We start from the raw sequence: 12,553 nt of genomic DNA on the forward strand, positions 1-12,553 counted from the left end.
GAGATCTCCGTGCACGACCCTCCCGACCCGCTGCTACGGATCCGCGGGCTCGCCAAGCGGTTCGGCGGGACCCGTGCGCTGGACGGGGTCGACCTCGACGTCAGGGCCGGCAGCGTGCTCGCCCTGCTCGGCCCCAACGGTGCCGGCAAGTCCACGCTCATCAAGGTGCTCGCGGGGGTCCACCAGGCCGACGCGGGCTCGGTGACGGTGGCCGGGCACACGCTCGGAAGTCGTGCCGCCGCCCGCGGCATGTCCTTCATCCACCAGGACCTCGGGCTCGTGGAGTGGATGACCGTCGCCGAGAACATCGCCCTGACCACCGGATATCCGCGCCGCGCCGGACTGATCTCCTGGCGGCTGACCCGGCAGCGGTGCGCCGAGGCCCTGGAGGCGGTCGGCGGCCACCTCGATCCGGACACCCAGGTCGCCCGGCTCGGTCCCGCCGAGCGTTCGCTGGTCGCCGTCGGCCGGGCCCTGGCGGCGCACGCCCGGCTCGTCGTGCTCGACGAGCCGACCGCCCGCCTGCCCGCCGCCGACTGCGCCCGCCTTTTCGGGGTGCTGCACGCCCTGCGGGACCAGGGGCACGGCATCCTCTACGTCACCCACCGCATGGACGAGGTGTTCCAGGTGGCCGACGCCTTCGCCGTCCTGCGCGACGGCCGGCTCGTCAGCCACGGCCCGCTGGCGGGCCACAGCCCCGCCCGGCTGGTCCACGACATCGTCGGCTCGGAACCCGCCCGCCCGCTCCCCGCCGCCGTCCCCGCGGGCGGCCCGCCCGTCCTGGTCCTCGACGGCGCACGGACCGCCGGCACGGCACCGGTCACCCTTGAGCTGCGGGCCGGGGAGGCCCTGGGCCTGGTCGGCCTCTCGGGCGCCGGGCACGTGGAGCTGGGCCGCGCATTGGCCGGCGCCCGGCCCTTCCTCGGCGGCCGGGCCCTTTTGGCCGGCCGGCCCTACCGGCCCCGCACGGTCACCGACGCCGTCGCCGCCGCGGTCGGCCTCGTGCCCGGCGACAGACAGCGGGAGGGCTGTGCCATGGGGCTGACCGTGCGCGAGAACCTGCTGGCCAATCCCCGGGCGGGCGGTCTGCCCGCGCTGCGCTGGATGGGTCCCCGTCACGAACGCGCCCGGGCCGCGGAGCTGACCGAACGGTTCGCGGTGCGCCCCCGCGACACCGAGGCCCCCCTCGCCACCCTGTCCGGCGGCAACCAGCAGAAGGTCCTGATCGGGCGGTGGCTCCGAGCGGACCTGCGGCTGCTGATCCTGGAGGAGCCGACCGCGAGCGTGGACGTCGGGGCGAAGGCCGCGCTGCACCGCCTGCTCGACGAGGCGCTGGCCGGCGGCCTCGCGGTGCTGCTGGTCTCGACCGACTTCGAGGAGGTGGCGGACGTCTGCCGACGTGCCCTGGTGTTCGTCCGCGGCCGCGTGGCCACCGAGCTGACCGGGGCTGACCTCACGGTCACGGCCCTGGCCCGGGCCGCCTCGGCCCTGCCCGCCCCCGGCTCCGCCACCGACTCATGACCGCCGCGCCGCCCCCCTCCCCGCCCCGCCCCCGGCCGCTCGGGCGGAGTCCGGCCCGGCACCTCACGGGCGCCTACGGCCTCGTGGTCCTCACCGCGCTGCTCGTGCTGGCCTTCTCCCTCGTGCTGCCGCACACGTTCCCCACCCGGGACACGCTCGCATCGATCCTGTCCACCCAGTCGATCCCGGCCGTCCTCGCGCTCGCCGCCATGGTCCCCATCGTGACCGGCTCCTTCGATCTCTCCCTCGGCTACGGTCTGGGACTGGCCCATGTCATGGTGCTGCGACTCGTCGTCGACGCCGGATGGCCGTGGCCCTGGGCCTGCCTGGTGGTGATCGCCGGCGGCGGGGTGGTGGGCGTCCTCAACGGTCTGATCGTCGAGTTCGGCCGGATCGACTCGTTCATCGCCACCCTCGGGACCGGCAGCATGCTGTACGCGGTGACCGGCTGGGTCACCGGCGGCGGCAGGATCGTCCCGGGTCCGGACGGGCTGCCGGCCGCCTTCACCGACCTCTACGACTCCACGTTCCTCGGCCTGCCGCTGCCCGCGTTCTACGTGCTCGCCGTCGCCGTCGTCCTGTGGGTGGTGCTGGAGCGGCTGCCGCTCGGCCGGTGCCTGTACGTCATCGGTGCCAACCCGCGCGCCGCCGAACTGGTGGGCATTCCGGCCCGCAGGTACACCGTCTACGCGTTCGCGGCGTCGGGGCTGATCGTCGGCTTCGCCGGGGTGCTGCTGGCGGCTCAGCAGCAGATCGGCAATCCCAGCGTCGGTCTCGACTATCTGCTGCCCGCGTTCGTCGGCGCCCTTCTCGGCTCCACCGCGATCCGACCCGGCCGTCCCAACGCCCTGGGCACGCTCGTCGCCGTCGCCGTGCTGGCCGTCGGCCTCACCGGGATCGGCCAGCTGGGCGGCGCGTTCTGGACGGTCCCCCTGTTCTACGGCGGCACACTGCTGCTCGCCGTCGGCCTGGCCGGGTACTCCGCGCGCCGGCTGCGCACCGGGGCCGACGCGGCCCACGGCACACCGGCGGCTCCGCCCCGCCCGCCGGCGTCGGCCGCCGACGACGGAACCGCGGACCCCCCACCATGACCAGGGCCTCCGCCAAGGGCTCCGGCCCCGTCCCCGGCCAGGGCGTGACGATCGTCGCTCCGCCAGGAGGTCCCGTGCGCCGCGCCCGCGAGGCCGGCGGCCCCCGGGGCCGCCGGGTCAGGTCCGTCGGGCTCGCGCTGCTGGCCGCGGCCGTCGCCCTGGCCGGCTGCCAGCGTGGTTCGTCGAAGGACCCCGCCACAGCCGCCACCGGCCCCGGTGGCTGCCCCGCCGCGCAGGCCGCGGCCGTGGCCGCCGTCGCACGAGCGGAGCGGACCGACAGCGCCTGGAACGGGCCGACCACCGGCCCCGCGGCGGTGTCCGGCAAAACGATCGTCTACGTCGCGCAGACCATGACCAACCCCGGAGTCGCGGGCGTCGCCGACGGCCTCCGGGAGGCCGCGCACGTCATCGGCTGGCGCATCCGGGTCATCGACGGCGGCGGCAGCCCCGCCGGCATCCAGGCGGCCATGAGCGAGGCCGTCGACCTGCGGCCCTCGGGCATCGTCATCGGCGGCTTCGACCCCGGCTCGACCGCGCAGCAGATCGACGCGGCAGCCGCGGCCGGCATCCCCCTCATCGGCTGGCACGCGGTCGCGGCCCCCGGCCCGAGCAGGCGGCCCCCGCTGTTCACCAACGTCACCACCCGCGTCTCGGACGTGGCCGGCATCAGCGCGCAGTGGATCATCGCGCACTCCGGCGGCCGGGCCGGGGTGGTGCTGTTCACCGACGCCTCGGTCCCGTTCGCGAAGCGGAAGTCCGATCTGGTCAGAGAGAAACTCGCCACCTGCGCCGGGGTCCGGCTGCTCGCGTACGAGAACATCCCGATCCCGGACGCCGGCACCCGCACCCCGCGCGAGATCGCCTCCCTGCTCTCCCGCTTCCCGGACACGTGGACGCACTCCGTCGCCATCAACGACCTGTACTTCGCCGACGCCGCCCCCGCCTTCCGCGCGGCCGGCCGCAAGGGTGCGGGACCGCCCGTCAACATCGGTGCCGGGGACGGCGACCCGTCCGCCTTCCAGCGCATCAACAGCCGGCAGTATCAGGCCGCCACCGTTCCCGAGCCGCTGTCCGAGCAGGGCTGGCAGATCGTCGACGAGTTCAACCGCGCCTTCTCCGGACGCCCCGCCAGCGGCTATATCGCCTCCACGCATGTCTCGACGGCCGCCAACAGCGCCGGAGCCACGGCCTGGGACCCGCCGGGCTACCGGGAGGCCTACCGGAGGATCTGGGGCCGCTGAGCCGCCCGCGCGGCCCGGCAGGCTCCAGCGGGCCGCGTCCGGCACTTCAGCACCGAGTCAGCGGCCGCGGGAACGATCGGCGGTAGGACGCTCCACCGACACAGGTGCACCGGCACTGGCCGTCACATCGAAGAGAGGTCTCCCTTGGACACCACCATCGACGACCGCAAACGCATGGAGAGCAACCAGGAGGGCTGGAACCGGCGAGCCCTGGCACACGTCGACTCCAGTTACTACGACCTGGACTCGTTCCGGGCCGGGAAGAGCAGTCTGCGCTCGCTGGAGCTGGCGGCGCTCGGTGACGTGTCCGGCAAGGACTTCCTGCACCTGCAGTGCCACATCGGGCTGAACGCCATCTCCTGGGCCCGCAAGGGCGCCAACGTCACGGCGGTCGACTTCGCCGGGCAGGCCCTTGAGATCGGCCGCGACCTGGCCAAGGGCCTGAACGTGGACATCAGGTTCGTGGAAGCCAACATCTACGACCTGCCGCAGGTGCTGAAGGGCTCCTTCGACATCGTCTACACCGACTACGGCGTGCTCAACCTCCTGCCGGACCTGCCCGGCTGGGCCAAGGTGATAGCGCACTTCCTCAAGCCCGGCGGGGTCTTCCACATCGTGGAGATCCACTCGATCCTCGGCGCGTTCCAGGAGGTCAACGGTGAACTGCGGCTCCGCTCGGAGCTGTTCACCAGCGGTCCGCACGAGAACGAGGTCGGCATCACCTACGGCGACGAGTACGAGGGCGCCCGGGAGATCGACCCGTACAAGCAGTACAGCTGGCCGTGGACGATCTCGGACGTCATCACCGCGCTGATCCAGGCGGGGCTGCGGATCGAGACGTTCACCGAGGTGCCGGTCGACTGCCGGCAGCGTCTCAGCTCCATGGTCCGGGACGAACAGGACCCGGGTTTCTGGCGGCTGCCCGGGGACCCGATCCCGCTGTCGTGGACCTGCTCCGCGCGCAAGCCGGAGTAGTCCGCACGTGACGGCCGCGGCCGGTCACAGGCCGCTGCCGTACCGCGCGTGTCCGGCCGCCCTCCGGAGCGGCCGGACACGCGGGCCCTCCCAGCCGATGGCCTCGGCGACCAGGCCTTCCGCCGGGACGCCGCGCAGGATGGCCATCTCCAGCGAGTCGAGCCGTTCCCCCGCGTCGATGCCCAGTTCGTCGACGACCAGCCGGCGCGCCGCACGGCACGCGGCCAGGGCCTGGCTGGTGCGTTCACAGCAGTACAGAGCGAGCACGTGACGGCGCTGGAAGCCCTGGTGCAGCGGATTGGCGGCCACCAGGCCCGCCAGTTCGGCCAGGGCGTCGGCGTGCCTGCCCACGGCGAGGTCGAGGTCCAGCCGCCGCTCCAGGGCCGTCAGCCGGCGTTCCTGCAACCGGGCCGACTCCGACTGGGCGAACACCCCGTCCAGGCCGTCGAGGCCGTCGAGGGGCCTCCCGTGCCACAGGTCGAGCGCCGCCGACAAGGTCCGGTGCGCTTCGGGCAGGTGCCCGGCCGCCAGGGCGCGTTCACTGTCGGCGACGGCCTGTTCGAAGCGGCACAGATCCACTTCGACGACCGGCGCGTTCAGCACATATCCGTCATGCCGTGTCTCCAGACACTTCCCGGCGGAGGTTATCGCCGCCAGTGCTCGACGGAGTGCGTATATGTGTACATGGACCTGATTACGCACGGCGGCGGGCGCTTTCAAGGGCCACAGGACACTGACGATGCGTGAGAAGGGGACCGGGCGGCCCGCGTCCAATGCGAGCAATGCCAGCAGAAGGCGCTGCTTGCGCCGGGCCAGGGGAACCGGTACGCCCTTGGCGAGAACATCGACCGGGCCGAGAATGCGGACATAGTTACCCGCGAGTATCTCGGTGCCATACGGATCCCCGACATCGAACCTGCTCATTTTTACCCCCGTGCGCGGCTGAACGGCCAATGCGCCAAACAGGTCCGAGTGTACATACCTGATATCGCTTCAGCTTCAATATAGTGTCAATATGCGATCAATTGTGGCCCGTTTTAGGCTTGCCAGAGACGACCGGCCGCGCCCGCCCGTCCGGCGCGTCACCGCCGGTTCAGCGCTGAGTCAGAGCGCGACACGACGATCGCCTTCATGGGAGCCACTCAAGCAACCACACTGCACGAACTGATCGCCGCCCAGACCCGCAGGGGGCCGTCCAGCATCGCGGTCACCGGGCCCGACGGCGACCTCACCTACGGCGAACTCGAACGCCGGGCGGAGCGGACGGCCGTGCGGCTCGCCGCACTCGGCGTGGGAGTGGACCGTCCCGTGGGCCTGCTGATGCCCCGGTCGGCAGCGATGATCGTGGGAATGCTCGGCATCCTGCGGGCGGGCGGGGCCTACCTGCCGCTGGACCCCGAGCTGCCCGGCGCCCGCCTCACCGCCCTGCTGTCGGCCGCGGGCGCGGCGGCCGTGCTGACGACGCCGGAACTGGCGGAGCGCGCCGCGGCAGCCGGGCTCCCCGTCGCCGTACCGGGCGAGGACTCCGGCGAGCCTGGCCCGGACCGGCCGCCCACTCCCGACACAGCCCTGTGCTACGTGCTGTTCACCTCGGGATCGACCGGCAGGCCCAAGGCCGTGGCCGTCGAGCACCGGCAGTACGTCCACTACCTGAACGGCCTGTACGAGCGGATCGAGCCGGGGTGGTCCTGGGCCCTGGTGTCCACGTTCTCCGCGGACCTGGGCAGCACCAACGTGTTCGGCGCGCTGACCACCGGCGGCCGGCTGCACGTGCTCTCCCGGGAACAGGCGGTCGATCCGGCGGAGTTCGCGGCCTACGTCACGCGGCACGGGATCGACGCCATGAAACTCGTGCCGAGCCATCTCGGGGCGCTGGCGGGCACGGACGGCGCCACGGTCGCCGGGGTGCTGCCGCGGCGACTGCTGATCTGCGCCGGAGAGCCGCTGCCGTCGAGCCTGGTCCGCCGGGTCCGCGCCGCCCGGCCGGACCTGGCCGTGGAGAACCACTACGGCCCGACCGAGACCACCGTCTCGATGCTCGGTCACCGGGTGCCCGAGGAGGTACCGAAGGCCGCGACGGTGCCCCTCGGCCGCCCGTTCAGGGGGGTGCGCGCGTACGTCCTCGGGCCGGACGGGGAGCCCGTGCCCGACGGCGTCACCGGGGAACTGCACATCTCCGGGGCCAACGTGGCCCGCGGTTACCTTCACGCTCCCGCCGCGACCGCGGCCGCCTTCACCCCGTGCCCCGGCGGGCCGCCCGGCGCCCGCAGGTACCGGACCGGCGACCTGGTGCGGCGGCTGCCGAGCGGGGACCTGGAGTTCGTCGGGCGCGCCGACGACCAGGTGAAGGTCATGGGATACCGGGTCGAGCCGGGCGAGGTCGCGGCCGTGCTGACCCGCCATCCGCGCGTGGGACAGGCCGTCGTCGTGCCGTACGGCGCCGCCGACGAGCTGCGGCTGGCCGGCTATGTGACCGGGGCGGGGCTCACGGCGGGGGACGTGCGCGCCTTCGCCGCCGGGCTGCTGCCCGAGCACATGGTGCCCTCGGCCGTGGTGGTGCTCGACGCCCTGCCGCTGACCCCCAACGGCAAGATCGACCGGGCCGCCCTGCCCTCCCCCGTGACCGAGCCGGACGGCGGCCAGGTCGCGCCGGGGGCCGGCCTGGAGGAGCAGGTGGCGGCGGTCTGGGCCGCGACGCTCGGCCTTCCGGGCGTCGGCGTGCACGACAACTTCTTCGACATCGGCGGCACTTCGCTGCTGCTGATGCGGCTCAGGGCTCGACTGGTCAAGCTGTTCGAACGGGAGATCTCGATGGTCACGCTCTTCCGCAATCCGACCGTGCACCTGCTGGTGCGTCATCTGGAGACCGTCGCGGCACCCGGCTCGGAGGGACCCGGCTCCGAGGCATCCGGCGCGGAGGCGGGGTACGGCAGAGGACGCAGCAGGCTGACGACCGCCGCCCGGGCCCGGCGGCGCGCCGCGATGAGCGAGGACGAGCGATGAGCGCGCAGCAGGCGGAACCGACCGGGCTGGAGATCGCCGTCGTGGGCATGGCGGGACGGTTCCCGGGCGCCGACTCCGTCGGACGGTTCTGGGAGAACGTGCTCGACGGGGGTGAGCGCCTCACGTCGTTCACCGCCGAGGACGCGATCGCCGCGGGGGTGGCGCCGGACGAGGCCCGCCGCCCGGACTACCGGCACGTCCACGGGGTGCTCGACGGCGTCGAGTACTTCGACAACGTCCTGTTCGGGTACACGCCCCGGGACGCCGCCCTGCTCGACCCGCAGCAGCGCATCTTCCTGGAGTGCGCCTGGGCCGCGCTGGAGAACGCGGGGTACGCCCCCCGCGCCGAACGCGCCTCCGTCGGCGTCTACGCCAGCGCCAGCCAGAACGCCTACCTGCTCGGCAACCTGCTGCGCTCCCCCGGGGCGCTGGCGAACACGGGCCCGCAGGAGCTGCTGATGGCCACCGAGAAGGACATGCTGGCGGCCCGGGTCTCCTACCATCTCGACCTGCGCGGGCCGAGCCTGAGCGTGCAGTCCTCCTGCTCCTCCTCCCTGGTCGCGGTGCACCTGGCCTGCCAGGCGCTGATCGCCGGCGAGTGCGAACTGGCCCTGGCCGGCGGCGTCACGGTCCATGTGCCGCAGTACGAGGGGTACCGGCACACGCCGGGCTCGGTGTTCTCCTCCAGCGGCCACTGCCTGCCGTTCGACGCCGAGGCCGACGGGACGGTCTTCGGCAACGGGGTGGGAGCGGTCGTGCTCAAGCCGCTGGCGGACGCTCTCGCCGACCGCGACACCGTGCACGCCGTCATCCTGGGATCGGCGGTGAACAACGACGGCGCGAGAAAGGTCGGCTTCACGGCTCCGGGGGTGGACGGGCAGATCGCCGTCGTCCGCGCGGCGCACCGGGTCGCGGGCGTGGACCCCCGCACCATCGGCTACGTGGAGACGCACGGGACCGGCACGTCGCTCGGGGACCCGATCGAGTTCCAGGCGCTCACCGAGGCGTTCGGCACCGCGGGACCGCCGTGCACGCTCGGCACCCTGAAGGCGCAGATCGGGCATCTGTCCGGCGCGGCCGGGGTGGCGGGGCTCATCAAGACGGTGCTGGCGCTGAAGCACCGGGTCCTGCCGCCCAGTCGCCACTTCAGCCGGCCCAACCCGGACATCGACCTGGACTCCGGCCGGTTCCGCCTGCTCGGCGAGGCGGCGGCGTGGACACAGGACACCGGGCGGCGGCGGGCGGCGGTCAGTTCCTTCGGCATCGGCGGGACGAACGCGCACCTGGTCCTGGAGGAGCCCCCGCCGCCGTCGCCGCGCTCCCGCGGCGGCCGCGCGCGCGAGGTGCTGACCCTCTCCGCCCGCGAGGACGAGCGGCTGCTCGAAGTGGCCGCCCGGCTGCGGGAGCACCTGCTGGCCCATCCGGAGACCGAACTGGCGGACGTCGCCGCCACGTTGCAGAGCGGCCGCACCCCCCAGCGCCGCAGGGCCACGGTCACCTGTACGGACCTCGACTCGGCCGTCGCCGCCCTGGCCGCCGTACGGCCGCCGGCCGCGGACACCCGCGACCGTGGCGTGGTCTTCATGTTCCCCGGACAGGGCACCCAGCGGGTCGGCATGGGCCGGGACCTGTACGAGACCGAGGAGACCTTCCGCACCTGGATCGACGCCGCCGACGAACGCCTGGACTTCGACCTGCGCGGCCTGCTCTACGACGGGGATCCGGCCGAGAGCGCGCGGGCGCTGGAGCTCACCGGCCACACGCAGCCGGCGCTGTTCGCCGTCGAACACGCCCTGGCGCAGGTGTGGCTGGAGCTCGGGATCACGCCGCGGGCGATGATCGGGCACAGCCTCGGCGAGTACGTGGCGGCGACCCTCGCGGGCTGCTTCGACTTCGCCACCGCGCTCGACCTGGTGGCCGCGCGGGCACGGCTCATGCAGGAGCAGCCGCCCGGCGCGATGCTCGCCGTCGGCCTTCCCGTGGACGAGGTGCGCCCGGTCCTCGACGGCGGCATCTCGGTCGCGGCCGTCAACGGCCCGGAGCTCTGTGTCGTGTCCGGTCCGCCGCCGGCCGTGGAGGCACTGGAGAAGGAGCTGCGGTCGGCCGGGACCACGTGCCGTCGGCTGCACACGTCCCATGCCTTCCACTCCCCGATGATGGAGGCGGTGGCCGCGCCGTTCGAGGCGATGCTGCGCAAGGCCGTTCTCCGGCCGCCGCAGGTCCCCTTCGTCTCCAACCTGACAGGCGACTGGATCCGTCCCGAGGAGGCGGCGGATCCGGCGTACTGGATCCGCCATCTGCTGGCCCCGGTCCGCTTCCACGAGGGGGTGGGGCGGCTGCTGGCAGGCCCGGCGTCGGTGTTCCTCGAGGTCGGTCCGGGGGCCACCCTGCGGACGCTGGCCGGCCGGGGCGGGGAGGACCACGTCCTGCTCGGCGGGCTGCCCGATCCGGAGCGTGAGGAGGCCGCCGGTGACTACCTGGCCCGTACGATGGGCCGGTTGTGGGCGGCGGGCGCGGCCGTGGACTGGGGCCGGTGGCGCCGTGGGACGTGGTCGCGCATACCGCTGCCGACGTACCCGTTCGGGCGCCGTCGGCACTGGGTGGAGCCGGCGCCCGGGGTGGAGCTGGGCCTCGCGGCCGCGGCGGCGCGGCCGCAGGACGCACAGCCGGTACGGCCCCACACGGGGCCGGAGCCGGCCGGGGCGGCGGAGCCGGCCGCGGGTCTGCCCGACATCGTCCTGGGTATCTGGCGGGAGCTGCTCGGCATCGACGACGTGGGCCTCGACGGCGACTTCTTCGAACTCGGCGGCCACTCCCTGCTGGCGACCCGCATCATCGCCAGGGTGACCGACGCGACCGGCGTCGGACTGCCGGGCGACGCGCTCTACTCGGCGCCGACGCCGCGGGAGCTCGTCGCGCTGGTCGAGCGGAGCGGTCCTTCGCCCGCCGCGGCCGACGACGCGGATCCGGAGGTGGTGGCCGAGCTCGTCGCGGAGATCGCGGAACTGTCACCCGAGGAAGTCGAGGACTGGCTTCGCAGGGAAACCTGACCGGTGCCGCGTCACACCGCGGCCCCGTCGCCGCGGTGTCCGGAAACCGGGAAACCCGGGACCCTGGGACCCTGGAAACCCGGGCCCCAGGAAACCGGGGGCCCGGGAAATACGGTCACGCGGGAAAGGACGGTCGCGGGCCGGGATGTTGCTGCCGATTTCACCCGCCGACGGGCGGGCGGCCAAAATCGGCAAATACCGGCCAACGGCCCCCGCCCGCACTGGAAAAGCGCCGCGCACGGCCCACTTCGCGATTCGGTTCGGTGCGGCGCACTTCCGGGGCGGTGTTTCGAGAAGAGCCCTCTCAATCCGACCGCCGGCCGGCCCGGCGGGCCCGCCGGACACCGGACCGCTCTCACGTGCCGGCCCCGACGTGCGTCACTCTTTCATGACTTACCCGGACAACCGGCCGGTCGGGAGAGAGGAGTTAAGCGAAGTGTTCAGCGGGCCGTAAAGCCCTCGGTGTGAGGATGGCGTCAGCCGGGCCCACATGGGCCACGTGAGTGTGTTGCGACGGGGGAACCATGAATCATGCGCGTCTGAGCCATGTCCACATGTATGTCGGCGACGCCTGCCAGGCTGCCTACTATTACCGCACGGCCTTCGGCTTCCGTCCGGTCGCGGAGTCGAACCCGGCCCGACAGCCCTGCTCGGTCCTGCTCGCCCAGGGCCGCATCCGCCTCCTGCTCACCTCGGCCACCGACGCCGCCGACCCGGTCGCCCGCTACGTGGCGGCGCACGGCGACGGTGTGGCCGACATCGCGATCGAGGTGCCCGACGTCGAACAGGCCTACCGCACCGCGGTGGCGAACGGCGCCGATCCGGTGACGGCGCCGTCCACCCACACCGGCCCGGCGGGCACCGTCGTCAATGCCACGGTCCGCGGCTTCGGCGACGTCGTGCACACGTTCGTCGAGGCGGGTGCCGTGCTCCCGCACCCCGGTCTGGTGCCCGTCGAGGGGGCGTCACCCGCGCCCCGGGACGGTGAACTGCTGAGCGACATAGACCACTTCGCCGTGTGCGTACCGGTCGGCGAGCTGGACAAGACCGTGAGCCGGTACCAGCAGACGTTCGGCTTCGAGGAGATCTTCTCCGAGTTCATCGAGGTCGGGCGGCAGGCCATGTCGTCGAAGGTGGTGCGCGACCCGGCCAGCGGCATCACGCTCACCGTCCTGGAGCCCGACGCGACGCACGATCCCGGCCAGATCGACACCTTCCTGCGGTCCCACGGCGGGGCCGGCGTCCAGCACGTCGCCTTCGGGACGGCGGACATCAGGGAGGCCGTACGGCGCCTCGGCGACCGGGGCGTCGAGTTCCTCAGGACGCCCGACGCCTACTACGACCTGGTGGAGGGCCGGGTCGGTGAACTCGGCGCCGAGCTCGACGACCTGCGGGCGCGGAACATCCTCGCCGACATCGACGAGTGGGGGCTGCTGCTGCAGATCTTCACCCGGTCCCCGTACACGCGCCGGACGCTGTTCCTGGAACTGGTCGAGCGGCGCGGCGCGCGGACCTTCGGCAGCGGCAACATCAAGGGACTCTACGAGGCGGTCGAACGGGAGCAGAGCCGCGCCGGGTCGGCCGACGCCGGCTGAACGGCACGGTCGGGGGCGCCCCGCCGCCGTCCGGCACCCGTACGGAACGCGCGGGGGGCGGCGCCCGGCGTCCTGCC

The 12,553-nt window shown here is 73.3% G+C and carries 8 protein-coding genes and 1 pseudogene; 7 read left to right on the plus strand and 2 right to left on the minus strand.

The genetic code is table 11. The annotated features are described in order from the left end of the window. Nucleotides 1-9: 9 nt before the first annotated feature. The 4 genes from AB0P24_RS27335 (at nucleotide 10) to AB0P24_RS27350 (ending at nucleotide 4,828) form a co-directional block, all read left to right on the plus strand. A complete protein-coding gene (locus tag AB0P24_RS27335) occupies nucleotides 10-1,521 on the plus strand; it encodes a sugar ABC transporter ATP-binding protein (protein ID WP_365798427.1) in 1,512 nt (503 codons plus the stop codon). Next, nucleotides 1,518-2,612, plus strand: a complete 1,095-nt coding sequence (locus AB0P24_RS27340) for an ABC transporter permease (RefSeq protein WP_365798429.1) — start codon at nucleotides 1,518-1,520, stop codon at nucleotides 2,610-2,612. Before AB0P24_RS27335 ends, AB0P24_RS27340 begins: the two co-directional genes overlap by 4 nt. Beyond that, a complete protein-coding gene (locus tag AB0P24_RS27345; protein WP_365798431.1) occupies nucleotides 2,609-3,853 on the plus strand; it encodes a substrate-binding domain-containing protein in 1,245 nt (414 codons plus the stop codon). The genes AB0P24_RS27340 and AB0P24_RS27345 overlap by 4 nt, the downstream gene beginning before the upstream one ends. A gap of 144 nt (nucleotides 3,854-3,997) precedes the next feature. After that, the gene (locus AB0P24_RS27350) at nucleotides 3,998-4,828 is read left to right on the plus strand and encodes a class I SAM-dependent methyltransferase (protein WP_365798433.1); all 831 of its coding nucleotides are present in this window, start codon (nucleotides 3,998-4,000) and stop codon (nucleotides 4,826-4,828) included. Nucleotides 4,829-4,852: 24 nt separating this feature from the next. On the opposite strand, the gene AB0P24_RS27355 is transcribed toward AB0P24_RS27350, so the two are convergent. Then, a complete protein-coding gene (locus AB0P24_RS27355; RefSeq protein ID WP_365798549.1) occupies nucleotides 4,853-5,431 on the minus strand; it encodes an AfsR/SARP family transcriptional regulator in 579 nt (192 codons plus the stop codon). Between the two features lie 9 nt (nucleotides 5,432-5,440). Then, nucleotides 5,441-5,752, minus strand: a pseudogene (locus tag AB0P24_RS27360) (winged helix-turn-helix domain-containing protein); the annotation flags it as partial. Between the two features lie 207 nt (nucleotides 5,753-5,959). On the opposite strand from AB0P24_RS27360, the gene AB0P24_RS27365 reads away from it, so the two are divergent. The 3 genes from AB0P24_RS27365 to hppD all read left to right on the plus strand — a co-directional run bounded on the left by AB0P24_RS27365 (nucleotide 5,960) and on the right by hppD (nucleotide 12,476). After that, a complete protein-coding gene (locus tag AB0P24_RS27365; RefSeq protein ID WP_365798435.1) occupies nucleotides 5,960-7,831 on the plus strand; it encodes a non-ribosomal peptide synthetase in 1,872 nt (623 codons plus the stop codon). Continuing rightward, complete coding sequence (locus AB0P24_RS27370; RefSeq protein ID WP_365798437.1) at nucleotides 7,828-10,881, plus strand: beta-ketoacyl synthase N-terminal-like domain-containing protein; 3,054 nt, start codon at nucleotides 7,828-7,830, stop codon at nucleotides 10,879-10,881. Before AB0P24_RS27365 ends, AB0P24_RS27370 begins: the two co-directional genes overlap by 4 nt. A 524-nt stretch (nucleotides 10,882-11,405) precedes the next feature. Continuing rightward, complete coding sequence (gene hppD / locus AB0P24_RS27375; protein WP_365798439.1) at nucleotides 11,406-12,476, plus strand: 4-hydroxyphenylpyruvate dioxygenase; 1,071 nt, start codon at nucleotides 11,406-11,408, stop codon at nucleotides 12,474-12,476. The last annotated feature ends 77 nt before the right edge of the window (nucleotides 12,477-12,553 follow it).

The organism is Streptomyces sp. NPDC086519 (assembly GCF_040686075.1).
GTDB classification, from domain to species: domain Bacteria; phylum Actinomycetota; class Actinomycetes; order Streptomycetales; family Streptomycetaceae; genus Streptomyces; species Streptomyces shenzhenensis.

Coding starts and splice junctions, on each gene's coding strand:
- AB0P24_RS27365 (WP_365798435.1), top strand. CDS start 5,960: ATGGGAGCCACTCAAGCAACCACACTGCACGAACTGATCGCCGCCCAG.
- hppD (WP_365798439.1), top strand. CDS start 11,406: ATGAATCATGCGCGTCTGAGCCATGTCCACATGTATGTCGGCGACGCC.
- AB0P24_RS27340 (WP_365798429.1), top strand. CDS start 1,518: ATGACCGCCGCGCCGCCCCCCTCCCCGCCCCGCCCCCGGCCGCTCGGG.
- AB0P24_RS27370 (WP_365798437.1), top strand. CDS start 7,828: ATGAGCGCGCAGCAGGCGGAACCGACCGGGCTGGAGATCGCCGTCGTG.
- AB0P24_RS27345 (WP_365798431.1), top strand. CDS start 2,609: ATGACCAGGGCCTCCGCCAAGGGCTCCGGCCCCGTCCCCGGCCAGGGC.